Annotated in this window: 21 protein-coding genes; 11 read left to right on the top strand and 10 right to left on the bottom strand. The window is 75.7% G+C overall.

Annotation, left to right across the window (positions count from 1 at the left end):
- Positions 1–26: 26 nt before the first annotated feature.
- Positions 27–482: a hypothetical protein gene (locus tag Q5761_RS07000; RefSeq protein ID WP_318750008.1), complete on the top strand. Its 456-nt coding sequence runs from the start codon at positions 27–29 to the stop codon at positions 480–482.
- Between the two features lie 64 nt (positions 483–546).
- Here the strand turns inward: Q5761_RS07000 and Q5761_RS06995 are convergent, their stop codons facing one another.
- Genes Q5761_RS06995 through Q5761_RS06985 form a run of 3 tightly spaced genes read right to left on the bottom strand, consistent with a single transcriptional unit; the run spans position 547 to position 3462 of the window.
- A complete protein-coding gene (locus Q5761_RS06995; protein ID WP_135225611.1) occupies positions 547–1257 on the bottom strand; it encodes a hypothetical protein in 711 nt (236 codons plus the stop codon).
- 54 nt (positions 1258–1311) lie between these two features.
- Entirely contained in the window at positions 1312–2808 is a 1497-nt protein-coding gene (locus Q5761_RS06990; RefSeq protein WP_318750007.1) for a M20/M25/M40 family metallo-hydrolase, read from the bottom strand.
- Between the two features lie 9 nt (positions 2809–2817).
- Positions 2818–3462, bottom strand: coding sequence for an NUDIX hydrolase (locus Q5761_RS06985; RefSeq protein WP_243123345.1), 645 nt, complete (start codon positions 3460–3462; stop codon positions 2818–2820).
- Positions 3463–3882: 420 nt separating this feature from the next.
- Between Q5761_RS06985 and Q5761_RS06980 the strand changes: the two genes are divergently transcribed.
- The 5 genes from Q5761_RS06980 (at position 3883) to yjjX (ending at position 8505) form a co-directional block, all read left to right on the top strand.
- Positions 3883–4668: an AzlC family ABC transporter permease gene (locus Q5761_RS06980; protein WP_318750006.1), complete on the top strand. Its 786-nt coding sequence runs from the start codon at positions 3883–3885 to the stop codon at positions 4666–4668.
- On the top strand, positions 4635–4958 hold the full coding sequence (locus tag Q5761_RS06975) for an AzlD domain-containing protein (RefSeq protein ID WP_318750005.1): 324 nt from the start codon (positions 4635–4637) through the stop codon (positions 4956–4958). Before Q5761_RS06980 ends, Q5761_RS06975 begins: the two co-directional genes overlap by 34 nt.
- Before the next feature lie 527 nt (positions 4959–5485).
- A complete protein-coding gene (locus tag Q5761_RS06970) occupies positions 5486–6595 on the top strand; it encodes a HAMP domain-containing sensor histidine kinase (protein WP_318750004.1) in 1110 nt (369 codons plus the stop codon).
- Positions 6588–7541 (top strand): response regulator transcription factor, encoded by a 954-nt coding sequence (locus Q5761_RS06965; RefSeq protein WP_318750003.1) that lies wholly within the window; start codon positions 6588–6590, stop codon positions 7539–7541. The genes Q5761_RS06970 and Q5761_RS06965 overlap by 8 nt, the downstream gene beginning before the upstream one ends.
- A 331-nt stretch (positions 7542–7872) precedes the next feature.
- The gene (yjjX, locus tag Q5761_RS06960; protein WP_318750002.1) at positions 7873–8505 is read left to right on the top strand and encodes an inosine/xanthosine triphosphatase; all 633 of its coding nucleotides are present in this window, start codon (positions 7873–7875) and stop codon (positions 8503–8505) included.
- A gap of 361 nt (positions 8506–8866) precedes the next feature.
- On the opposite strand, the gene Q5761_RS06955 is transcribed toward yjjX, so the two are convergent.
- The 3 genes from Q5761_RS06955 to Q5761_RS06945 form a co-directional block, all read right to left on the bottom strand.
- A complete protein-coding gene (locus tag Q5761_RS06955; RefSeq protein ID WP_318750001.1) occupies positions 8867–9442 on the bottom strand; it encodes a DinB family protein in 576 nt (191 codons plus the stop codon).
- Between the two features lie 977 nt (positions 9443–10419).
- Positions 10420–11298: a 2-oxoacid:ferredoxin oxidoreductase subunit beta gene (locus tag Q5761_RS06950; RefSeq protein WP_318750000.1), complete on the bottom strand. Its 879-nt coding sequence runs from the start codon at positions 11296–11298 to the stop codon at positions 10420–10422.
- Positions 11299–11301: 3 nt separating this feature from the next.
- Positions 11302–13077 (bottom strand): 2-oxoacid:acceptor oxidoreductase subunit alpha, encoded by a 1776-nt coding sequence (locus tag Q5761_RS06945; protein ID WP_135225604.1) that lies wholly within the window; start codon positions 13075–13077, stop codon positions 11302–11304.
- Positions 13078–13499: 422 nt separating this feature from the next.
- On the opposite strand from Q5761_RS06945, the gene Q5761_RS06940 reads away from it, so the two are divergent.
- On the top strand, positions 13500–13760 hold the full coding sequence (locus Q5761_RS06940) for an alpha/beta-type small acid-soluble spore protein (RefSeq protein ID WP_135225603.1): 261 nt from the start codon (positions 13500–13502) through the stop codon (positions 13758–13760).
- Positions 13761–13834: 74 nt separating this feature from the next.
- Here the strand turns inward: Q5761_RS06940 and Q5761_RS06935 are convergent, their stop codons facing one another.
- The 4 genes from Q5761_RS06935 to bshA form a co-directional block, all read right to left on the bottom strand.
- Positions 13835–14269: a methylglyoxal synthase gene (locus Q5761_RS06935; RefSeq protein WP_135225602.1), complete on the bottom strand. Its 435-nt coding sequence runs from the start codon at positions 14267–14269 to the stop codon at positions 13835–13837.
- A 542-nt stretch (positions 14270–14811) separates the two neighbouring features.
- Positions 14812–16377 carry an oligosaccharide flippase family protein gene (locus Q5761_RS06930; protein WP_318749999.1) on the bottom strand — a complete coding sequence of 522 codons (1566 nt, stop codon included), beginning with the start codon at positions 16375–16377 and terminating at the stop codon, positions 14812–14814.
- A 248-nt stretch (positions 16378–16625) separates the two neighbouring features.
- On the bottom strand, positions 16626–16988 hold the full coding sequence (locus Q5761_RS06925; protein ID WP_135225600.1) for a S1 RNA-binding domain-containing protein: 363 nt from the start codon (positions 16986–16988) through the stop codon (positions 16626–16628).
- 31 nt (positions 16989–17019) lie between these two features.
- A complete protein-coding gene (bshA, locus tag Q5761_RS06920; protein ID WP_318749998.1) occupies positions 17020–18570 on the bottom strand; it encodes an N-acetyl-alpha-D-glucosaminyl L-malate synthase BshA in 1551 nt (516 codons plus the stop codon).
- A gap of 289 nt (positions 18571–18859) precedes the next feature.
- Between bshA and Q5761_RS06915 the strand changes: the two genes are divergently transcribed.
- From Q5761_RS06915 to Q5761_RS06900, 4 genes are all read left to right on the top strand, one after another.
- Positions 18860–20209 (top strand): ArgE/DapE family deacylase, encoded by a 1350-nt coding sequence (locus Q5761_RS06915; RefSeq protein ID WP_318749997.1) that lies wholly within the window; start codon positions 18860–18862, stop codon positions 20207–20209.
- A gap of 289 nt (positions 20210–20498) precedes the next feature.
- Positions 20499–21242, top strand: coding sequence for a diphthine--ammonia ligase (locus Q5761_RS06910; protein ID WP_318749996.1), 744 nt, complete (start codon positions 20499–20501; stop codon positions 21240–21242).
- Positions 21243–21395: 153 nt separating this feature from the next.
- Positions 21396–23348, top strand: coding sequence for an AarF/ABC1/UbiB kinase family protein (locus Q5761_RS06905; protein ID WP_318749995.1), 1953 nt, complete (start codon positions 21396–21398; stop codon positions 23346–23348).
- A gap of 45 nt (positions 23349–23393) precedes the next feature.
- Positions 23394–23645 (top strand): DUF1232 domain-containing protein, encoded by a 252-nt coding sequence (locus tag Q5761_RS06900; protein ID WP_135225597.1) that lies wholly within the window; start codon positions 23394–23396, stop codon positions 23643–23645.
- Positions 23646–23682 lie beyond the last annotated feature (37 nt).

The raw sequence follows: 23682 nt of genomic DNA, 5'->3' as shown, positions 1-23682 counted from the left end.
TCGCGGCAAAGGAGGCAGGAGGACCTGTGGACGGACGGACCGAGGACCAGGGCCCAAGGCCCCCGCGCGACGGCGGGGTCGACCGGCCGCGGGCGCGGGAGGGCGGGTCCGCGGAGGGAGCCCCTCAGGACCCTGCGGCCCACGACCGAGGTGGCGACGGCGGGCGCCGGCCGGAACGGGAGCCGGCGGCGGCCGGGACTCGCATCGCCGACGCCGGCGCGCTCATGGACCTCTACTACGAGGTCTCCATGGAGGGCGTCGATCTGCGGCGGTTCCTCGACCGGCTCGACGCCGGCGAGTGGGGCCCGGTGGATCCCGAGGTGGTGGTGGAGTTCCTCCGGGAGCTGCAGGCCGTGATCTTGAGCAACATCGAGGTCAAGGCCACGGAGGGACCCCACTACGCCGAGCGCCGGGACGAGGTGATCGCCGAGACCCAGCGCGAGTTCGAGGAGCTGATCGGCCGGTATCTCGACCGGACCTGAGGCCGCCGGCCGACCACGGCCCGAAGGGCGGGGCCCCGGGCGGGCGGGGTCGGCGCCGCGCGTGTCAGCGCCCGAGCCGCAGCTCGCCGACCCCGCGGGTGTCACCCGGTCCCAGGGGCGGAAGCCACGTCACGGTGCCGAAGCGCGCCAGTTCGTCCGGCTCGAGCCGGCCGTCCCGGGCCGCCCGCTGGTATTCCGCCCGGGTGAGGGTCACCGCCGCCACCATCTGCTCGCCGGCGCGGGTGGTGGGGTAGGTGGCGCCAACCGACACCGCCTGCCACTTGCGGTACTCCGGCCGCGCGAAGACCACGTCCGCGATGCGACGGCAGTCTTCGAGGATGCCGGCCTTCAGCGCCGCCTTGGTGGGAGCCCGGTTGGCGCGCAGGGTCACCAGCAGGGTGGTGCTGGCCGCCTGGGAACCGCGGTGGTCCTCCGGACCCTGCTGGACGAAGACCTTGCGGTTCTCCCCCCGGTTGGAGGGAGTCACCGCGGCCTGCAGGTCGGCACTGAGCACCGGCCCCGCGTCCCAGCGCGGCTTGGTGAACACCGCGGCGCCGCCCGCGGCGTTGGGCTCCCACCCGATCCACACCGCCAGCGACAGGATGGCCAGGGAGAGGGCTGCCACCAGCCACCCGGCGCCGCGGCTGCGCAGGCGGAACAGGCTGCTGCGGCCGGTGACGATGGCCGTCACCCCCGCCACCATCCCCGCCAGGGCGACCAGCCCCAGGATCCCGAGCACCACGTAGGGAACCGGTTCGAGGAGGAACCGCGTCACCGGGAAGGCCTCCTCCCGGGCGGCCTTCGGCCGCGGCCGCCCGTGGGCTCGGCCCTATTGTTCCCCCGGCCGTCCCCGTCCCACGCGGGGCGGCGACGCCGCCTCGCGCCCATCGGGGCCGCCGGGCGGCGAGGGGGCGCCCGGATCTGGCGACGGTTGGCGCGCGTCGGGGTTGGGGAACGGCGACGGGCTGGCCGCGTCGCTCGCCGGCGGCTCGCGCCCGCGGGCGTCGCCGGGCACCGGGGTGTCCGGGCGGCGGGGGCGCGGACCCGTGGGCCGGTGGGCGGCGGGGCGGCCGGGTCCCACGACGCCGTGGATGGCCTCCACCCAGCGGACGGTGGCCAGCAGGGCCAGCAGGGCGAGGCGCAGGCCCCGGTCGAGCCCCGCCCGGTCGATGTACTCGTCCACGGTGTGGGCCCCGTCGCCGTGCCGGACGCCGAAGGTGACGGCCGGGATCCCCCGGCTCAGGGGGAGGTTGGCGTCGGTGCTGGCCGGCAGGTCGTGGGCCGGCACGCCGCTGGCGCGCATGGCCGCCCGCACCAGCTCCACCAGCGGGTGGTCCGCGGGGAGGGCCCCTTGCGGGCGGTCGCCGATCACCTCCACCGTGAGCGCCGTCCCCTCGTCCTCGGCGGCGGCCTGGAGGGCGTGGCGGATCGCCCGCTCCAGTTCCGCCAGCGCCCCGCCGTCCTCGGAGCGCAGGTCCAGCTCCAGGCGGCAGGTGGCGGCGATGGCGTTGACCGACGTCCCGCCCTCGATGCGCCCTGCGTTCCAGGTGGTGCGCGGCGCCGCCGGCACCGGCAGGTCGGCCAGCCGAGCCAAGGCCCGGCCGGCGGCGACGATGGCGCTGGGCTGCCCGAAGTCCTTCCAGCTGTGGCCACCCGGGCCGGTGAAGGTCACCCGCAGACGCCGGCTGCCCACCCCGCGGTAGCACAGCATGCCCAGCCCGCCGTCCAGCACCAGCATGGCCGCCGGCGGGACGGCGCAGCCGTCCAGGAAGGCCCGCATCCCGCGGAGGTTGCCGAGGCCCTCCTCGCCGGTGTTGAAGAGCCACACCACCGGCACCCGGGGCGCCCACCCCGCCGTGCCCAGTGCCTCGGCCAGGAGCAGGAGGCACGCCACGGACGTCGAGTTGTCGCCGATGCCGGGGGCGTAGAGGCGGCGTCCCTGACGGCGGACGGTCAGCGGCGTGCCCGCGGGGAAGACCGTGTCCAGGTGGGCGGAGATGACCACCGGTGGCGGGGCGCCGAGCGCGGGCGCCGGCGCGGGAGGCGGCCAGGGGGCCCACACGTTGCCCGCCGGGTCCCGGTGCACGGCCAGGCCCAGCGCCTCGAGGCGCTGCGCCACGTAGCGGGCCCGCGGCTCCTCGCCGAAGGGGGGCGCCGGCACCTGGGTCACGGTGACGATCTCCTCGACATAGCGGTCCAGGTGGCGGCGCAGGAAGCGCCACGCCTCCCGCCACACGGCGTCGCGCAGCACCGCCCGCACCAGCTCGGCGGGTGCGGGGAGGGAGGGCGCGGTGGCGCGGTTCGATGGCGGCGAGGAGGGGGACACCGGCAGCCATCACGCTCCCGGGGGGTCGGCGAGGCAGCCACTCTGGGCCAGGGCCGCCAGGGTCGCGTCGGTGAGGGCCACCCGGTAGCGGAAGAGGCCGCGGCCGGTGGCCAACATGCGCTGGCGGATGGGGCCCGCCAGTTCCTCCACGGTGACGAAGCGCGCCTCGGCGATCTCCCGGCGGTCCTGGGGATCCAGTCGCGTCGAGGCGGTGCGGGCCACGAAGACGTGGCTGACCCAGTCTTCCCACTGCTCGCCGCACGTGAAGCGAGCGCGGACGCGCAGGAGGTAGCACGTCGGTTCGATGTCCAGCCCGGTCTCCTCCCACGCCTCGCGGCGCAGGCCGTCGAGCAACGGCTCGCCCGGGCGTGCGCCGCCGCTGGGCGCCCGGTAGACGCCTGGGGGGAAGGACGGCTTGCGGATGGCGGCCACGCGTCCCGCGGGATCGAAGGCGAAGAAGGTCAGATCGTGATGCCGGCCGCGCCGCGTGCTGGATCGCACCAGCGCCAGCTCCTCCGGCCCCACCTCGCCCTGCCATGCCATGGTACGGGGGCGGCCGAGACGGGCCTCCACGGCGGCCAGTTCCTCCGCGGGGAAGTCGGGGCACTCCACCATCGCCGCTCCCCTCTCCCGGGACGCCCATGGCGCGTCCATGCGGGCTCCGCTTGCGGCTTCGCTTCCAGTATAGCATCCATCACCCGGTGACTCCGTCGCGAGGCGGCCGAGGCTCGCCCGGGGCGTCGCCATGGGACCGTCCCTGCCGACGGCACCGGACTTCGGGGTCGGGACACGGCGGCGAGGCGCTGCTTCGCGGCCCCCGCCCCGGCGAGGGGCGGTGGACGAACCGGCCCGCCCGGGCGGGTGGTGGGCACGGGTCCGGCTGCGGCCCGCATCGCCACCCGGGGAGCCGATGGACCCGGGCACCTCCGGCGGGGCGGCATCGGCCGGGCCCGCCGGGCCGGTGTCGCAGCCTGGTGGGGCCGGTGTCGCAGCCTAGCGGGAGGAAGGGCCGGACGGGCGTGGTATCCCTATCCCATGCGTAGCGAACTTGGGCGAGTGGAGCGTCGAGCCGCCATGGAGCGGGGGGCGGAGCGGAGCGAGGGACGACCGGGGGCGTGGAGCGCCCTGCGCCGGCCGGCATGGGCTGAGGCCGAGGCGACGCGCGCCTTTGCCCGGGGTCTCTGGGCGGGCCTCCCCATCGTGGCCGGCTATCTCCCCATCGGCCTTGCCTTCGGCGTGGTGGCGGTGCAGGCAGGCCTGACGCCGGCCGAGGCGCTGGCCATGTCGCTGGTGGTCTTCGCCGGGTCTGCGCAATTCGCCGCCGCGGGCATGGTGGCGGCGGGGGCGGCCCCTGCGGCCCTGGTGGCCACCACCTTCTTGATCAACCTGCGGCACGTGCTGTTCGGCGCCGCCCTGGCCCCGCGCCTGGGTGAGCGACGCTGGGGGCGGCTGGCCGTGGCGGCCTTCGGTCTCACCGACGAGGTGTTCGCCGTCGCCCAGGCCACGCTGGACCGGGTCCCGCGGCCCTGGCCTTACCTGATGGGCCTCGAGGTGGCGGCATACGGTTCCTGGTGTGCGGCGTCGTGGCTGGGCGCGGCGATCGGCGGCGCCCTGGAGGGGCTGGGCGCCTGGGGACTCGACTATGCGCTCCCAGCCATGTTCCTGGCCCTGATCGCGCTCCAGCTGGGTGACCGAGCCGGGCGCGGCCTGGTGGTGGCCGCGGTGGCGGCCGGCGTGTCCCTGGCCGTGGGCGCCCTGGGCTGGACCCACTGGCGCGTCCTGGCGGCGGCGCTGGTCGGCAGTGCGGTGGGGGTGGGGATGGAACGGTGCGCGAGTCGCTGCTCGGGGCCTTCCTCCTGATGGGGCTCGTCACGTACCTGCCGCGGTGCCTGCCGCTGCTCGGGCTCAGCCGGGTCCGGCTCCCGCGCGCCGTCGAAGGCGCCCTGCGCTACGTGGGGATCGCGGTCATGGCGGCGCTGGTCGCCCCGGACCTGGCCAGCACCTGGGGTCAGCCGCCGGCGGGCCTCGGGCCGCGGCTGGCGGCCGCCCTGCCTGCGGCGGTGGTGGCCCTGGCGACCCGCAGCATGGCGCTGACGGTGGTGGTGGGCGTCGTGACCTATGCGGCCCTGCTGCGGGGCGTCGGCGGGTGACGGCCGGGAGACCGCCCGGGCGCTGGGCGGCCGGCGGGCAGGGGGCGGGAGGCTTCGCGGCTCCGGCGCCGTCGAGGCCGTCGGGCACCCCGCCGGCGGCGGGGGCGGTGCGCGCCCGGTTCGGTGGTCGTCAGCCGCTGGTGGTGTCGGGGGCGCTTCAGGGAGCGGCCCGTACCGGGCGTTGCCGTGACGACGGCCCGTACCGGCCTTTGCCTTGAAGGACCGCGCGGCCGGCCGTATGCTGGCGGTGGCGGGATCTGCGTCGGACGTGGGGCCGCGGTCCGGCAGGATCGGATCGGCCGCGGCTCGCCGGCCCGGAGCCCGGTGCGACGGAGGGGCCGGGGCGGCGAGGGAGGCCGGAGGCCGGCGCCACCGCGCGCCGTCGCGCCATCGGTTGGGGACCGGGGGCGACCGGGGGGGCATCCGATGCCGGCCGGCGACCGGACGGGGGGCACCCGGCCCCGGGCCCGATGGACGGAGGGTGCGCCGGCGCGTATCATGGCCCCGCCATGGGCGAGGCTGCGCGGATGCGCTGGATCTATGCCATCCACAACCGGCTGAACATCTTTCAGAAGGTGCTCATCGCCAACGCGGTGTTGCTGGTGGTCACGGGCGTGGGCGCCGCGGCCCTGGCCGTCCACGTTCGCCAGCTCCCGCTGGTCCAACGATGGCTCCAGGACCAGGCCTTGACGGTGGTGATCATGGTCTTCCTGGCCGTCGGGCTGGCGGTGAGCCTGGGCATCAACTGGGTCATCCTGCGGGTGGCCTTCCTCCCCCTGTTCCGCCTGCGCGAGATCATGGACGACGTCCGCGCCGGCCAGTTCCACGCTCGGGCGCCGGCCATCGTCGGCGACCCCGACGTGGCGGCCATGGGCGCGATCTTCAACGAGATGCTGGACCGGCTGGACGACTACCGCCGGGCGACGGCGTCCCAGGTGTTGCGCGCCCTGGAGGACGAGCGCAAGCGCATCGCCCGCGAGCTGCACGACCAGACCAGCCAAGTGCTGACCTCGCTGCTGATCCACCTGGACCTGCTTCGGGAGCGGCTGGGGGATCAGGCGCCCGAGGACGTCACCCGCAAGCTGGAGTTCATCCGCCGGTTGACCAGCGACACCCTGGAGGAGATCCGCCGGCTGACCTTCGACCTCCGGCCGACCATCCTCGACGACCTCGGCCTGGTGCCGGCGGTCCGTTGGTACGTGCAGAACGTGCTGGAACCGGCGGGCATCGACGTCGAGCTGGTGGCCGACGGCTTCGACGGTCGGCTGCGGGACGAGATCGAGACCGCCCTCTTCCGCATCATCCAGGAGGCGCTGACCAACATCCTCAAGCACTCCCGCGCCACCCGGGCCCAGGTGCTGCTGCGCCGGGAGCCCGGCGGCGTCTCCGCCGAGGTCCGCGACAACGGCGTCGGGTTCAACCCGCGGCAGGTGGTCCCCGGCGTGGGCCCCGACCCCGGGCGGGGTCTGGGCCTCTTCGGCATGCGGGAGCGGGCCGCCCTGGTGGGAGGCCGCATGGAGCTGCACTCTCGGCCCGGCCAGGGGACGCGGCTGCGGGTGTGGATCCCACTGGACGGCGCCACGGAGGCGACGGAAGAGGGCACCAGCAGGGAGGAGGCGGCCATGGGTCATGCCTGAGATCAACGGGAGCGGGCGCGGGGGGCTCCGCGGGGACGTTGACATGTCGCGGACGAACGCGGCGGCGCCGCGGACGCCGGGGGCCGCCGCCGCACTGGCGGCGTCGGCTGGCGCGGCGGCCGGTCCCGGTGGGCGCCCGAGGTCGCCGGGCGATGGCGCCGGCGCTGCGGACCGTCCGCGGACACAGGTCGCCCAGGCCGCGGCGGGGGGTGCCGCCGGCCCCGCCTCCGGGGGGACGTCACCCGCCGCGGGAGGGAGCGGGGGCGAGGGAGGCGGGCCGCGCCCCATCCGGGTGCTGGTCGCCGACGACCACGCCATCCTGCGGGACGGCATCCGCACCCTGCTCGAGGCCCAGCCGGACATCGCGGTGGTCGGCGAGGCCGCCGACGGCCGGGAGGCGGTGGAGCTCGCTCGCCGCCTCCGGCCGGACGTGGTGCTGCTGGACATCGGCATGCCGGGCATGAACGGCATCGAGGCGACCCGGGCCATCCTCAAGGAGCGACCGGAGACCCGCGTCCTGATCCTCTCCATGCACGACAACGAGGAGTACATCTTCCCGATCCTGGAGGCGGGCGCGGCGGGTTACGTGCTCAAGCGCTCGGCGGCGACGGAGCTGGTCTCGGCGCTGCGGGCGGTGGTGCAGGGGCACACCATCCTCCACCCCGACGTCGCCGCCAAGGTGGTCAGCGGCGCCGGCCGCCGACCGAAGGAGGCTCCCACCGGCCGACCGCGCCGCGTCGACGGCCTGACCGAACGGGAGACCGAGGTGCTGACGCTCATCGCCCAGGGACTGACGAACCAGGAGATCGCCGACCGGCTCTTCATCAGCATCAAGACCGTCCAGGCCCACCGCTCCAACATCATGGAGAAGCTGGACCTGCATGACGCGGTGGAGCTGACCAAGTACGCCATCCGCCACGGGTTGATCTCCCTGGATGACGACTGACCCGGTGCGGCGGGGGGCCGTGAAGGACGCCGGGGGTCGGAGGGCGCCTGGGGGCGGCCGATGGTCGGCTGCGGTGGGCGGGCGTGCGGCAGCGGGACCCTCCGGCAGCGGGACCCTCCGGACCGCCTCGAGGCCGACGGGGAACGCGCGGCCACCATCCGCCATGCGCCAGGGGCCCGGTGCGGCGGGGTCCGGCACCCCAAGCGACGCCGGCGCGGCCAGGGCGGGCGGGACCCGCGCCATGGTGGCTCCGGTCCGGGCCGCCGCCAGCGCCCCAGGGGATGCCCGCGCACCCAGGGCCGGAGCAGCCCAAGCGTGGGAGGGATCGCCCTTGGACGAACCGGCCGCACCGCGCCGGGTGGTGGTGGGGTCGACGAACCCCACCAAGGTGGAGGCCGTGCGGCGGATCGTGCAGGCGGCGTGGCCGGGGACGCAGGTCGTCGCCCGCGCGGTGCCCAGCGGGGTCGCGGCCCAGCCCGTGGGCGCCGCCGAGACCGAGGCCGGGGCGCGGCAGCGGGCGCGCAACGCCCTGGCGGCCGAGCCCGACGCCGACCTGGCCATCGGCCTGGAGGGCGGGGTGGACCGGGAGGGCTACCTGCTCAGCGCCGGCTGCGCCCGCGACCGGAACGGCCACGAGAGCGTGGCGTGGAGCTTGCGCATGCCGTTGCCGCCGCCGGTGGTCCGGGGTGTCCTGGCGGGGGAGGAGCTGGGGCCGCTGCTGGAGCGGCTCAGCGGACAGCCCGGCATCGGCCGCGGCCCGGGCGCCGTGGGGCTGTTCACCCGCGGGCTGATCGACCGCACCCAGCTGTGGGCGATGGCCGTGGCCGGTGCCCTGGCCCCCTGGTTGACCCCGCAATGGGCCTGGTTCGCCGGCGGGGCGGGGCCCGCCGGCGAACCCCGCCCCGGCGGGCCGCAAGCGCACCGGGCAGCGCGCGGCGACCCTGGGGAGCCGCGGGCCCAGTAGGGCCGCGCCGCCGGGTTGCGCGGCGCGATGCCCGTCGCGACGCCGGACGTCCGGGGAGAGGCGGGCGGCGTAAGGCTGCCGGGCCGGAACCCGTGCCGGCCCGGGGCACACCAGGGGATGGGGCCTGGCGCGCAGCGCTGGCGCGCTCCGGGTCGGCGGAGCGCGGTGCCGTGGCACGCCGCCCATTCCCGGCGGGGAGCATGCTGGGGAAGGCGAGAACCGGCGCGCGCACCCCGGGGCCCTGGGGGTGCCCGCTGTGTGCTGCGCATCGTCGAGGGCCGGGGCGGCGACCGTGGCGCGCACCCCGGGGGCCTGGGGCCGCACCCCGGGGGCCTGGGGCGGCGACCGCCCTGGGCCATGCCTACCGCGCGGGACGATCCCGCTGCCCTGGGCCGGCCTCGGCCCAGGGCCGTGCGATGCGCTCCAGCTGGCGGGCGTGGACGTTCTCGTGCAGGCCCACGAAGTGGACCCACTGGGCGGCGTTGAAGGGCCAGCCGTAGAGGGGGTGGGGTTCGATCACCCGCTCCACGTCATACCGGGGGAGGTCCCGGAGGATCGCCTCCAGCCGCTGCCTGGAGGCGGCCAGCTCCTCCGCCACCTCCTGCTCGTCCCAGCGTCCGCGGGGCTCGGCCCAGACGGGGGCGGTGTAGGTCTTGCCCTCGGCGTCGAGCATGACCGGCCGGGCGTCGACCCACCGGATGGGCAGGCCGCGGCTCATGCGCCCCTCGCGGCGCGCCCGCTCCAGCATCCGCTCCAGGAGATCGCCGCAGAAGCGCTCCGTCAGCACGAGGTGCTCCAGGTTGTCCAGCACCGACCAGCGATCGGGAGCCGGCCGCCACCTCCAGAGCTCCCGCGGCACCCTGTCGGCCAGCCCGAGGACCTTGCGTCGCGCGTGGTCGAGGTAGCTCTGGAGGTCGTCCAGGGTGTGGACCGGCATGGCCGGCACCTCCCTCGCCCGGGCCGCGGCGGCCGCGCCCCGGGCGAGCCACGGTTCGCGTCGGCGCGCGGCGCGCGTGCTGCGCCCCGATGCGGTTCGACGGGGCGCCCCTCGTCCCTGCGGTCCGCTCGTATTGTACCCGACGGACGGGCGCCATGCCTCCGGGCGGCGGCGAACCGCGAGGGCGGCGCCGCGAGGCGTCGGAGGGCCGACGTGGACGGCCGGTCAACCCCGGGGACGGCCCGCCGGCCGCGGTGGGCGGCCTCGTCGAGCGATGCCGGCGGGCGGCCGCGGTCGGCGCCTCGTCGGCCCCGTGGACGGCCCGTGGAGAGGTGCCAGACGGCGGCCGCCCACATGGGCGGGGGTCCCGGTCGCCGCGGCGACCGGGACCCCCGCGCGGCCGACGCGGCGACGGTCGCCCCGCGGGGCGACCGTCGCCGCGGGGTGCTCACCGCCTGTCGCAGCCCCTGTTGGTACCGACCCGTCCGTCCCGGTGCCGGGCGCCTCGTCGCCGTCTCCGGGGCGCGGCCAAGTGGACGGGCCCGTCCCGTGGGCTTGCTCGACGCCGCAGACGTCCCCGCCGACCTGGCCGTGTCCCGCGGGCCCGGTCGACGTCCCGGACGTCGCGGCCGACCTGGCCGTGCCCCTCCCGTGGGCTTCGGCGACGGCCCGGGCCTTCGGGCGTGCTGGCCCTCCCGGACCGCCGGCCGTCCGGGTCCTGGGCCGCGCGCGCCCGGAGCCCTTCGTGGAGGCCCCGGGCCCTCGCGGCCGTCCCGGCCGCGGTTCGTGCCCCGCGCTCCGTCCCCTCCCCGGCGCTTCGGGACCCTGCGCGTCGCGGGCCGCGCGTCACCGCCGTCCCGCGCGCTCCGCAGCCGTCCGACCGCTGGACCGCCGCTGGACAGGCGTCGTCAACGCCCCGGACCCGCCGCCGCGCTCCGTGGCCAGATCGCGCGGGACCGCCGCCGGCCGGGCCGCGCTCACGCGAACTCCTTCAGGATCGCCCGCCAGTGCTCCGGCTCGTACTCCAGCCGAGCGTGGACCAGCGGCTCCTCGGCGTAGCCCGGCAACAGATCCTGGTAGGTGGGCTGGCTGTCGTCGATGTAGATGCGCCCGATCACCAGCTCGTCGTACTTGCGCACCGTGTCCACGGCCAGGTCGTAGTTGCGCGGGTCGTAGTCCGGGTCCTCGTCCAGGTTGACCAGGTTCTCCTTGTAGAAGTCGTAGGTGTTCACCTTGTTGTAGGTGACGCACGGGCTGATGCAGTTCACCAGCGAGAAGCCCTTGTGCTGGATGGCCTCGGCGATGATCTCCGCCATGTGGTCCGGGTAGGACGAGAAGGCCTGGGCCAGGTAGGTGACCCCCGCCGCCAGCGCCAGCTGCAGCGGCTTGACGGGGCGATCGGCGGTCCCCGCCGGGGACGAGGTGGTCTTGAACCCCTGGGCGCTGGTGGGCGAGAACTGCCCCTTGGTCAGCCCGTAGATGTGGTTGTCCATCACGATGTAGGTGATGTCGATGTTCCGGCGCACCGCGTGGATGAAGTGGTTCAGCCCGATGCCGTAGCCGTCGCCGTCGCCGCCGGCTGCGATCACCGTCAGGTTGCGGTTGGCCAGCTTGATGCCCATGGCCACGGGCATGGTGCGCCCGTGGACCGTGTGGACGCTGTAGGAGCGGAAGTAGTCGCCGATCTTGCCCGAGCAGCCGATGCCCGCCACCAGGACCACGTTCTCCGGCGCCAGGTTCAGCTTTGCGGCGGCTTCCTGCAGGGCGCGCAGCACGCCGAAGTCGCCGCAGCCGGGGCACCACCACGGTGCCGCGTTGGTCCGGTAGTCCTTGGGCGTACGGACGACCGTCGCCATCGCTCATCCGACCTCCTTGGCCGCGGTGGCCAGGGGCGAGACCGCCTCCAGGACCGGCTCGACGATCTCACCCGGGAGGAAGAGGGTGCCGTCGTACTTGTTGATGGTCCGCAGCCGCGCCTTGTCCGCGCTGTCCACGTGCTGGCGGATCAGCGCCGCCAGCTGGCCGAGGGCGTTGTTCTCCGCCACGAAGACGTGCTTCGCGCGGCCGAGCAGGTCCGCCACCGCCGCCACGGGGAACGGCGCCAGCAGGCGGATGTGGGCGTGACCGACCGACAGCCCCTGCGCGCCCAGCGCCTCCCGCGCCTCGCGCAGGGCTCCGTAGCTGGCGCCCCAGCCCACCAGCAGCACGTCGGGGTGCTCGGGCCCTTCGTAGCGCACGGTCTCGATCCCGTTCACCGCGGCGAACTTGCGCAGGCGCTTCTGCATCATCCGCACCCGATTGCCGCGGTCTTCCGTGATGTGGCCGGTCTCGTCGTGTTCCAGGCCCGTCGCCAGGTGCAGGCCTCCGGGCATGCCGGGCAGCGACCGGGGCGAGATGCCGGTCTCGGTGAACCGGTAGCGCTTGAAGTCGCCGCCGTCCCAGTTGAGGTCGTCGGGCACGGCGATCTCGCCGCGATCGATGCGCACCCGGCTGAAGTCGATGTCGTCGACCGTCTGCTTGCTCAACCCCAGCGCCAGGTCCATGGCCAGGACCACCGGCGTCTGGTAGCGATCCGCCAGGTTGAACGCGTCGACGGCGGCGTAGAAGCAGTCCTCGATGGTCACCGGCGCCAGCACGATCCGCGGCAGGTCGCCGTGGGAGCCCATCACCATCTCGAACAGGTCCGACTGCTCGTGCTTGGTGGGCATGCCCGTGCTCGGACCTGCGCGCTGGACGTTGACGATGACGCACGGCGCCTCGATCATGCCGGCGTAGCCGATGGCCTCCTGCATCAGGGAGAAGCCCGGCCCCGACGTGGAGGTCATGGCGCGCACGCCGGCGTAGCCCGCGCCGATCACCGTGCTGATGGCCGCGATCTCGTCCTCCGCCTGGACGACGACACCGCCGTACTGGGGCAGCTTCTTCACCATCCAGTGCATGATCTCGGAGGCGGGGGTGATCGGGTAGGCCGCCACCAGACGGCAGCCTGCCACCAGGGCGCCGAAGGCCGCCGCCTCGTCGCCGGTCATGAGGTACCGCCGCCGGCCGTCGGCCGGACCCAGGCGCAGGCGGTCGCCCGTCTCGCCCAGCGCGGCCAGGGCCGCCTCGTAGCCGCGGCGCAACGCGGCCTTGTTGGCCTCGACCAGCTTGCCGCCCTTTCCGGCGAAGCGCTCGTCGACGACGGGCTCGATGTCCTCGACGGCAAGGCCGAGGAGCGCCGCCGAGACGCCGACGCCGACCATGTTCTTCATGATGGGGTTCCCTAGCTCGCGGGCCAGCTCGAGCATCGGGACCTCCACCAGACGGACGTCCCGGACGCCCGGCGGCAGCTTGCCGCGGCCGCCCTTGCCGTTAAAGACGACGACGCCTCCCCGGGCCATCTCACCGGCGAGGCGATTGATGGTATCCTGGTCGAAGGCGACGAGGACGTCGATCTGGGGGGCGATGCCGTAGACCGGCCGCTGCGCGATGCGAACGCGATAGTTGGTGTGACCGCCTTTGATCCGGGACCCGAAGGTCCGATAACCGAAGATATGATAGCCGAGGCGGTTCAGCGCCGACGCCAGGATCTCGCCCGTCGTGTCGATGCCCTCGCCCTGCTGGCCGCCTACCACCCAGGTGAGCTCATTGCTCACGGACGCTGCCTCCTTAGCGGGATTCGGCGGAAGCCGCCCTTCGCGCTTCGTCGCAAAGGTATTGTACTATAGCCCCTTGGCAACCGCCCATGCAACTTTGCAGGGCAGCGCAACGATTCCTGCAGGTTTTCCACACCCTTCCAACCATCGCGGAGCGAAGGCTTCGCCGCACCCGCGGCCTCGCGCCTCGCCTGCACGCCCGCCTGCATGCCTGCATGTCCCAGGGCGGCCGTCGCGCGCCGGCGGCGTCGCCGGTTCGTCCTCGTCGCTGCGCGCGGTGGGGCCCGTCACGAAGTGGGCGGGGGGACCGGATGCCGGCGCAGGACCCTGAGCTTGGCAGCATGAAGGCGGTGGGGCGTCCTCATGCTATGACTGCCTCGGGCAACGACGGCCCTCTAGGAAGCCGCGAAGGAGGTGCGACGATGGCCCAGGGTCAGCAGCGGAACCGCGCCCTGTTCCGCGGTGCGGAGCCGGCGCTGGACCGCTTCAAGTATGAGGTGGCGCAGGAGCTCGGCATTCAGGTTCCCCAGGACGGCTACTGGGGTGACATGCCCACCCGTCTGACGGGCGCCGTGGGCGGTCACATGGTGCGGCGGATGATCGCGCTGGCCGAGCAACAGCTGGCGCAGCAGGGCACCCTGCCGCCGGTGAGCCAGCAGATCCCCGGCCAGCAGACCCGGTAACGGGGAACCTGACGGCGACCGGCGCCGGCCGCAGGTCGTGACCGCACGGCCTGGGCCCGACGGCCGGACTCGACTCAGGACACCCCGAGGCGGGGGCTTCGGTCCCCGCCTCCTTGCCGTTGTTCGTCGGCACGGGCCGCGCTCATCCGCGCGAGGTGAGCCATGACCGCCTCGGCCGTGCCCAGGTTCGTCGCGATGGGCAGGTTGTGGACGTCGCAGAGGCGGAGCAGCGCGGAGACGTCGGGCTCGTGGGGATGGGCCGTCAGGGGGTCGCGCAGGAAGAAGACCACGTCGATGCGGCCGGCGGCGATCTCGCTCCCGATCTGCTGGTCGCCGCCCAGGGGCCCCGACAGGAAGCAGTGGACCGGCAGGCCCGTGGCCTCGGCGACCATGCGCCCCGTGGTTCCTGTGGCCACCAGCTCGTGCTGGGCCAGGACGTCCCGATAGCGGCGGACGAACTCCAGCAGCTCCGGCTTCTTCTTGTCGTGGGCGATCAGCGCCACGCGCACGCCCTTCACCCCCGGTAGCGGTGTTGGCGGTCCCCACCACCTGGAACCACCGCCGTTAAGTTCGCCATCGGTCGACCGGATCCATGCCCTGCGGCAGGGCCGGGGGTGCACGTCCGGATCCTCACGAGCCCCGAGGGCCCGGCGTGGCGTGAGGGCGACCTCGGCGTCCCCGTGGCGGTGAAGATGGCCTCGCGCACCCTGGTGCACGGGGGCCCCTTGTCACGTGGGGGAGCGATCCCTTCGCGCCCCGCAAGGCGATGCGCTCCGCGGCCGCACCCGGCCGGTGGCGAGGCCCGCCGCCCCCCGCCCCCCGTCCGGCCCCTCAGGACACCGTCGGGTCCCGGGGCCTCCCAGTCGCGCGCGACGGGGTTCCGCGGAGCGCGTCCCGGTCGCCCCGCGCGCGTCCTGGTTACGCGGAGCCCGTCCCGGTCGCCCGGCGCGCGACCTGGTGCCGCGCAGCGCCTCCCGGTCGCCCGGCGCGCGTCCGCGTCACCCAGGCGGGCGACGCCCCCCGGGCCCAGGCGGTCGGCGTCCCTCCGGGGTCACGCCCGCACGGGGGGCCGCCCCGGTCGGGCGGGGGCCGCAGCGACCCAGGCGATGGCCGCCACCGCCAGGGCAGCCGCCGTCCAGGTGAGGAGGCGGCCGGGCAGCGCCGCGCCCAGCAGCGGACCGACGCCGTCGAGGATGCCCAGGGCGGCCACGCCGGCGCAGGCGGGGAGCACGATCCAACCGACCAGGTCCGGCCGCGTCCCCGTGCGCCACAGGGCACAGGCCAGGTTGCCGCATCCCGCCACGGCCACGTCGGCCACCAGGGACAGGCACACCACCCGTACCGCCGCCTCGGGGTCCATCGCCGGCCGGATGCCCCCCGCGATCACCGCCACGCGCACGGCCGCCGAGGTCAGGTCGACCAGCATGGGCTCCAGCGGCCGGCCGAGGCCGCGCATCACCGCCGCCGCCACCTGGTCGGTGTAGAGTAGCAGCGCCGCCGGTGCCACCCAGTGGATCAGGTGGCCGGCGCCGGGGTAGTCGCCGCCCACGGCCCCTGGGAAGAGCAGGGCCGCCAGGGTCGCGCCCTCCCGGTGGAAGAGCACGGCAGCCAGCACCCCGAGGTGCAGCGCCACGGCCACCGCGCGCCGCACCTGCTGGCGCAGGCGCGCGGGATCGGTCTCCGCCTGGGCGACGGCGGGGACGATGGCGGCGGCCAGGGCGCCGCTGAAGACGGTGGGGAGCAGCAGCAGGGGCGCGGCCAGGCTCCCCAGCTCGCCGTAGACCGCCAGCGCCTGGTCGAGGGTGAGGCCCACCTGGACCAGCCGGGTGGGCACCAGGGTCGCCTCCACCAGCCGTCCCGCCGAGAGGAGGATGCGTTCCACGGTGGCAGGGGCTGCGAGACCCAGCACCTCTCCTAGGCGCGGGGGCCCGTCGGCGGCCGGTCCTCGCGGGGTCGCGGAGGCGGCCGCGTCGGGAGCCGTCGGGCGCGGGCGGGTGGCCGGGGCGCGCACCGCCTGGTGGGCGAGGGCGGTGGCGAGGAAGCCCACCGCCTCCCCGGCCACCAGGAGGCCGACCAGGAACCCCAGGGGTGACCAGGGGAGGACGAACCCGGGGCGGACCGCCAGGAAGAGGGCGCCGACCCGCACCAGCTGCTCCACCAGCTGGGCCACCACGATCCATGCGGCGCGGCCGTCGCCCAGGAACTGGCCGCGCAGCACCGCCGAGGCCGCGGCCAGGGCGACGGCCGGCAGGAAGAGCGCCAGGGGGACGGCCCGGCGCGCCTCGTCCCAGCCGGGGCCGGGCGGCGTCCAGCCGGTCCCGAGCAGCACCAGGGCCGGCACGGCCACGCCGAGCACCGCCAGCGTCGCCGTGCGGGCGATGACCCGCGGCAGCAGCGGGTGGCCCGCGCTGCGCGCGGTGACCCGGGCCACCGCGTCGGGCAGCCCTGCGACCACGGGGGTCAGGAGGGAGAAGTAGAGGGACATGGCCAACTGGAAGAGGCCCAGCCGGGCGGGATCCAGGAGGCGCGCAAGCAGCAGGCGGTAGAGGAGCCCCAGCGAGCGGTTGGCCAGGTTGCCGGCCGTCAGCCAGAGGGTGGAGCCCAGGATGCCGCCCATGCCGATCCCGTCCCCTCTTCACGCCACCATGGCTATGCGGCGGGGGACGGGCTCAAAACCCGGCGAACCCATCGGACCGCGGGGGCCCGGCCCGCCGGGCCCGGCCGGTCGCGGGACGGGGACGGGGGCGGCCACCGCATACGCCGCTGCCGCGCTGGAGCCGTCGGCGCGCCTCCGCGCAGCGACGTGGGGCGTGAAAACAAAGGGGCCGCCGGCGCCATGGCCGGTGGCCCGGGGTGCGGGTGGGCCTACCAGCGCTCCAGGCGGGCATCCCGGAGCTTCTTCTCGGACTGCTTGAGGAAGTCCGCCAACTTCCGCTCGAAGTCGCGATTGTCGCGCCGCGGCCGGCGCCCGCCGTCGGGGGGTGCCGGCTGGGTCGCCTTGATGGACAGGGCGATCTTGTTGTTGGCCTCGTCGATGCGCAGGATCTTCACCTTCACCGTGTCGCCCACCGACAGGTGGTCGCTGACGTTCTCGACCCACCCGTGGGCGACCTCCGAGATGTGGACCAGGCCGGTCCGCCCATCGGGCAGCTTGACGAAGGCACCGAATCCGGTGATCCCGTCCACCGTGCCCTCGACGATGTCGCCGACCGTGTATGCTTCCGCCATGCCACGCCTCCTAGCTACCAGGATGGTGCTATTATCTCACATCGCGGCCCGGAACAGAAGGGGTGTCCGTCCCTGCGGCGACCCTCCCCGGCGAGGGGGCGCCGTCCCCCGGGGAAGGGGCGGTGCCCCCCGGCCCCGGGGTGGCGTTCGCGGGCGCGGTGGCGAGCAGGCGGCGATAGAGCGCCTCGTACCGCGGGACGATGGCCTCCGCCGCGAACCGGCGCCGGGCCGTCTCGGCGGCCGCCCGGGCGAAGGCGGCGTGCCGGTCGGGATCCCGCAGCAGCTCGAGGGCGCAGCGCGCCATGCCTTCCACGTCGCCCGGCGGCAGCAGATAGCCGGTCCTGCCGTGTTCGACCACCTCGGGCAGCCCGCCGGTGCGGGCGGCGACGACGGGCACGCCGCAGGCCATGGCCTCAAGGGCCGCGAGGCCGAAGGCCTCCTGCCGCGACGGCAGCAGGAACAGGTCGGCGGCCGCCAGCAGCCGCGCCACGTCGGCGTGTTCGCCCAGGAAGCGCACGCGGTCGGCGATGCCCAGCTGGCGCGCCATGTGGGCGCAGCGGTCGACGTCGGGACCGTGGCCCACCAGCAGGAGCCGCGCCGGCACCTCCCGGCAGACCCGGGCGAAGACCGCGATCACCGTGGGGGCGTCCTTGGCCGGGCGGAAGTTGGACACGTGGACCAGGACCCGTTCGCCCGGCTCGGCCAGGCCGCGACGCAGGGCCGGGTCGTCCCGGTGGAGGGGCGGGTGGAAGACCGCGGGATCCACGAAGTTGGGGATCACCTCCAGCGGCCGCTCCACCCGGAAGGCGGCCAGCGTCGCCTCCCGCAGGTGGTGGGAGACCACCGTCACCGCGTCGGACCGGTTGATGCTGAACTCGACGATGCGCTGGAAGGAGGGGTGGGTGCCCAGCAGCGTGATGTCCGTGCCGTGCAGCGTCGTCACCACCCGCAGGGGGCGGCCGGGGCCCAGCATGGCCCGCGCCAGGTACGCGGCGGTGGCGTGGGGGATCGCGTAGTGGACGTGGAGCAGGTCCAACCCCCACGTCTCGGCCACGGCGGCCATCTGGTTCGCCAGGGCCAGGTCGTAGGGCGGGTAGGTGAAGAGCGGGTACGACGGCACCTCCACCGGGTGGAAGTGGATCCCGGGCCGCGTCAGGTCCAGGCGGAAGGGTACGTCGTGGCTGATGAAGTGCACCTGGTGGCCGCGGGCGGCCAGCTGGTGGCCGAGTTCGGTGGCCACCACGCCGCTGCCCCCCGAGGAGGGGTAGCAGCTGATGCCGATCCGCAGGGGACGGCGGTCGGCCGCGACCCCTGCCGGGCCGTGGGCCGGGGCGGGCCCCGCCCCTGGGCCGGGTTCTTCCGGACGAACCGGCCCGGCCGCGTCCCCCGCCGGGTCGACCGGCGCGACTCCAGGCGGGCAGGCGGCGGCGGACGTCCCGCGCCCGGGGCCGAAGGGCTGGCGGACGTCGAGCACGGCGTCCGCGAGAGCGTTATCGTGGATGGCGAGGTGATCGGGGATGGCGGGCGCCGCCAGCCCCTCGTCCCAGGCTGGCAGCCCGCGGCGGGCCGGCGCGGTGCGCACGGGCGTCCTCCTCTCCGTGGGACCGGGCCCCGCGGGCGGGGGCCACCGCCGCCCCGGCGCGGGGGCGGCCCGGGATGCGCCTCCGGGTCCCGCGATCCGCGGTCCCCATTGTAGCAGTCTCCGCGGCGCAGCAGGCGCCGCTGCCCATGTCCCCGAACGGCGAGCCGCAGCGCGGTCGCCACCGGTAGCAGCCTCCGCTGCGCAGCACCGCCGCTGCAGCCGTCTCCCGCAGCCCGCCGCGGCCCGCGTCCCGGCGGCTGCGGAGCCGTGGAACGGAGAGGTGAGGTCCATGCCGACCAGCGGGTTCCCGCCGGCCAGGGGCATCCCGCCGGCGGTGCCCCAGCCCTGCGGCGAGGGCACCGGCGGCGCAGGGCCCACGGAGGTAGCCGGCGACGGGCCGACCGCAGGATCGGGGAGACCCCCGGCGGCCGGCGGTGGGCCAACCGACGGCCTGGCCGCCCTGGTCCCGCGACTGGCCGCGGCCCTTCCCCGGGAGGCGGTGGTCGACCTGGCCCGCGACCTGATCCGCGCCGTCACGGTCAACCCGCCGGGCCGCGAGGCCCGGGCGGCCGCCGTGGCGATCCCGTGGCTGGAGCGCCACGGCTTCGCGGTGACCACCTACGAACCGCGGCCGGGTCGGGTCAACGTGATCGCCCGCCGCCCCGGTGCGGAGCCGGGACCGACCCTGCTGTGGTGCGGGCACCTGGACGTGGTGGCGGCCGGCGACCCCAGCGCCTGGCCCCACCCGCCCTTCGCGGCGGTCCTCGACGGCGGGCGCCTCTACGGCCGCGGGGCGGTGGACATGAAGGGACCGGTCGCCGCGGCCCTGGGCGCCGCCGCTGCCCTGGCCCGACTGGGTGGCCCGCGGCGGGGCACCCTGGTCCTGGCGTTGGTCGCCGACGAGGAGGCCATGGGTCGCCACGGGGCGGGCTGGCTCGCCCGCCGTGGCCTGCTGCGGGCGGACGGGGCCATCGTGGGCGAGCCGACCCGCCTGCACCTGGTCCGGGCCCAGCGGGGCGCGGCGTGGATCCACCTGCGACTCCGGGGGCGGCCGGCCCACGCGGCGACGCCGCACCTGGGCGCCAGCGCCGTGGCCGCGGCCGCCCGCCTGGTGCTGGCCCTCGAGGAGCACGTGGGGGACGTCTTCCACCCGCTCCTGGGGCCGCCCACTGCCGTCGTCGGGCGCATCCGCGGCGGCGACAGCCCGAACCGGGTGCCGGAGCGGTGTGACCTGGTGGTCGACCGGCGGGCGGTGCCGGGCGAGACGGAGGAGGGGGTGCGCCGGGAGGTGGAGGCGCTGATCGGCGAGGTGCTGCGGCGGCATCCGGGCGTGACCGCCACCATCACCCGCTGGCGCTGGGCGGAGCCCGCGGAGACGCCGGAGGACGCCGCCGTGGTCCAGGTGGTGCGGGCGGCGGTTCGCGCGGTGACGGGTCAGGACCCCCCGGAGGCCGGCACGGTGGCGGTGACCGACATGCGCTACCTGGTGCGCGCGGGCATTCCCACGGTGATCTTCGGTCCGGGCCGCCCGGACCTGGCCCACGCCCCGGGCGAGTTCATCCCGGTGGAGGAGCTGGCCGAGGGCGCCCTCCTCTACGCCGTCGCCTTTGCGGGGTGGCTGGGCGTCGCCGGGGCGTAGCCCACCGCGCCTCCCGGGTGCCCCAGGCGAGGACGCCCCATCCCCCGACGGACCGGGCCCTGCCCGATGGGAGGGCCGGCCCTCGCGCACCGTGCCTGCCGGGTCGCCGGGACGAAGGGAGGTGGGCCGAATGGACCACGCGGAGGTGGGCCGAGGGGACCAGGCCGCGCCCTCTGCGGTCGCGGAGGAACGAGGAGGCCGGCGTGGGCAGGCCGCCGCTCCCCGGCAGCGCTGGGATGCCGGGAGGGGGCCTGCGACCGGGCAGGAAGGCGGTGGGCGTCCAGGCGGGATGGCCCATGGGCGCGGGCCGGGCCGCCATCCGCAAGGGGCGGGCGCTGCGCCGGCCGACCCGGCGGGGCGCCGCCGCGTTCCTCCCGTGGCCCTGAGCTGGAGCGGGGGCAAGGACTCCACCCTGGCCCTGGCCCGCCTGGCGGCCGACCCGCGGGTGCGGGTGGCGGGGCTGCTGGCCACCTTCAACGAGACCAACGGCCGCATCAGCATGCACGGCGTGCGCCGGGAGCTGATCGCGGCCCAGGCCCGTTCCCTGGGCCTCCCCCTGTGGGAGGTGCCGCTGCCCCAGCCCTGCTCCAACGCCGAGTACGAGCGCCGCATGGCGCGGACGCTGGCGGAGCTGGCGCGCCGCGGCATCGGTGCGGTGGCCTTCGGGGACCTCTACCTGGCGGACGTCCGTGCCTATCGGGAGCAGCAGATGGCCCGGGCCGGCCTCCGCCCGCTCTTCCCCCTGTGGGGGGAGGATCCCGCGGCCCTGGCCCTGGGGGCGGTGGCGGCGGGCCTGCGCGCCGTGGTGGTCTGCGTCGACCCGCGCCACCTGGGGCCGGAGTGGCTGGGGCGGGAGTACGACCGCCAGTTCCTCGCCGACCTGCCCCGTGGGGTCGACCCGTGCGGCGAACGGGGCGAGTTCCACACCTTCGTCTACGACGGCCCCGGCTTCGGCCGGCCCGTCGCCTTCCGCCGGGGCCGGCGGGTGTGGCGCGACGGCTTCTGGTACCTGGACCTGGTCCCGGCGGGCTGAGGCCCGCCGGAGGCCGGCGCCGTCGGCTCCCGGACCGCCCGGCCGTTTACAATGGTCCCGGGGTGACAGCCTCACCCAGAGGTGCAGGCTCTCCCATGGGCGCGGGCGCGGAGCGCCGCGCGGAGCGCCGCGCGGGGGGAAGGGGGGATCGGCGTGGCGGCCACGGGCCGTTATCACCGTTACCAGCGGTTGCGTCACCTGCGGCGATACCGCGAGATCGCCACCGTCCTGGCGCGCCACGGCCTGACGGCGCTGGTGGAACAGGCGGGCCTGCCGCGCCTCGGCCGGCCGCGACCGTGGGGATGGCTCAGCCGACGTCGTCCCGGGCCGAGCGGCGCCCCTCCCCTGGAGATGCCCGCCCACCCGACGCGGGACGCCGCCGCTGGCGGGCGGGACCCTGCAGGGGCTGCCCAGGCGCTGGGTTCCGCCGCGGGTGAGGGGCCCGCGGCCGGCGGCCCGGTCGAGAGCGGCGCCGCCGGGGCAGCGGGTGGCCCGGGCGGCCGGTCGTCGCAGCTGGCGGCAGCGCCGTCCCCGCCCCCCGGTGGGCCGCCTCCCGGCCCTCGGGCCGGTCCCGCTGCCTGGGATCGGGAGCGCAACCTGGGCCTCCATCTGCGGCGGGCGCTGGAGGAGCTCGGGCCCACCTTCGTCAAGCTCGGCCAGGTGCTCAGCACCCGCCCCGACCTCGTGCCGCCGGACGTGTTGCGGGAGCTGGAGCGGTTGCAGGACCGGGTGCCGCCGTTCCCCTACGAGGAGGCGGCGGCCCAGATCGAGCGGGAGCTGGGCCGGCCGATCCACCAGCTCTTCGCCCGGTTCGAGCCGCGCCCGCTGGCGGCCGCGTCCATCGGCCAGGTCCACGCGGCCCAGCTGCCCGACGGCCGCCCGGTGGTGGTGAAGGTTCAGCGGCCCGGGATCCGCCGCACCATCGAGGCGGACCTGGCGCTGCTCATGGACCTGGCGGACCTGGCCGAGCGTTACAGCCCCTGGGCGGCGTTCTACCCGTTCCGCGACATCGCCGCCGAGCTGGCGGCGAGCCTGCGGGCGGAGCTGGACTTCGTGGGCGAGGGCCGCAATGCCCAGCGCCTGGCCCGGGCCCTGGCGGGCCGGCCCGACGTGCGCATCCCCGCGGTGATCTGGGAGTACACCACGCCCCGGGTGCTGACCCTGGAGCGCCTCGAGGGGACCAAGCTGCTGGAGCTGGACGCCTTGTCGCCCGACGCGGCCCGTCGCGTGGCGCGGACCGTGGTGGACGCCGTGCTCGACCCCCTCTTCCGGACCGGCTTCTTCCACGCCGACCCGCACCCCGGGAACATCCTCTTGCTACCTGGCGGTCGCATCGGGCTCGTCGACTTCGGCGTCGCCGGTCAGCTGGACCGCACCACCCGGCGCCAGCTGGCGGCGGCGGTGGTGGCCCTGTGGCGCAGGGACGCGGGGGCGCTGCTGGCGGCCGTCGAGGGGGTGGCGACCATCCCGCCCGACGCCGACCGGCGTCGGCTGCGCCGGGATCTGGAGCTGTTGCTGGACCGGTACCTGGACGTACCGGTGGGCCAGCTGGACCTGGCCGAGCTGCTGCCGGTGTTCTTCGACCTCTTGCGGCGGCACCGCGTGCGCGTGCCCGCCGATCTCGCCCTGGTGGGCAAGACCCTGCTGTCCCTGCAAGGGGTCGTGCGGGCCATCGATCCTGCGCTGTCGGTCCTCGATCTCGCGCGCCCCCTGGGTCGACGCCTCCTGCGCCAGTATCTCTCGCCCGCGGAGGTGGGCCGGCGCTGGCTGGACCGGTGGGAGGAACGGGCCGAGCCCCTGCTGGACCTGCCCGTCCAGCTCCACGCCCTGCTGGCCGCAGCCCGGGCGGGCCGCCCCGTCTTCAAGGTCGAGGTGGTGGAACGCGCGGAGCTGCACCAGGGCCTGAGCCGGCTCGTTAACCGGCTGGCCTTCAGCGTGCTCCTGCTTTCCTTTACGATTCTGATGGCGGCGCTGGTGGTGGCGGGGGCGCTGCTGGGTCGGAGCGAACCCGTCCTGCGGTTCCCCTTCCTGGAGGTGGGCGTCGGGCTCCTGGCCCTCGCCACGGCGGCGCTGCTGTGGGCCATCGTACGGTCCGGGCGCCTGTGAGGGTCCCAGGGGCGCAGGGGCCCGGGCCGAAAGGGGCTTGCGGCCGTGGCGAGGGCATGGAGGCGGCGCCCGCGACCCGGGTGGCGGGACTGGCTTGAGGTCATCCGGTTCCTGCGGGATCCCCGGGCGGGGACGGGACCGCGGCTGGTGGCGTTGCTGGCGGCCCTGTACCTGCTGTGGCCGGCGGATCTGCTGCCGGGGCTGCCACCGCTGTCCTGGCTGGACGACGCCGCCGCGGTCTGGATCGCCTACCAGGTCCTCCGGCACCAGCTGCAGAGGGCGCGGCGCCGCGACTAGGCCGCCGCCGGTTCGTCCGGCAGGCGGCGGGGGACGT

It is taken from the genome of Thermaerobacter composti, from assembly GCF_033582035.1.
Classification (GTDB): Bacteria; Bacillota; Sulfobacillia; order Thermaerobacterales; family Thermaerobacteraceae; genus Thermaerobacter; species Thermaerobacter composti.
The sequence above is the reverse complement of the archived record's forward strand: the minus strand, read 5'-3'. Positions and strand labels throughout refer to the sequence as shown.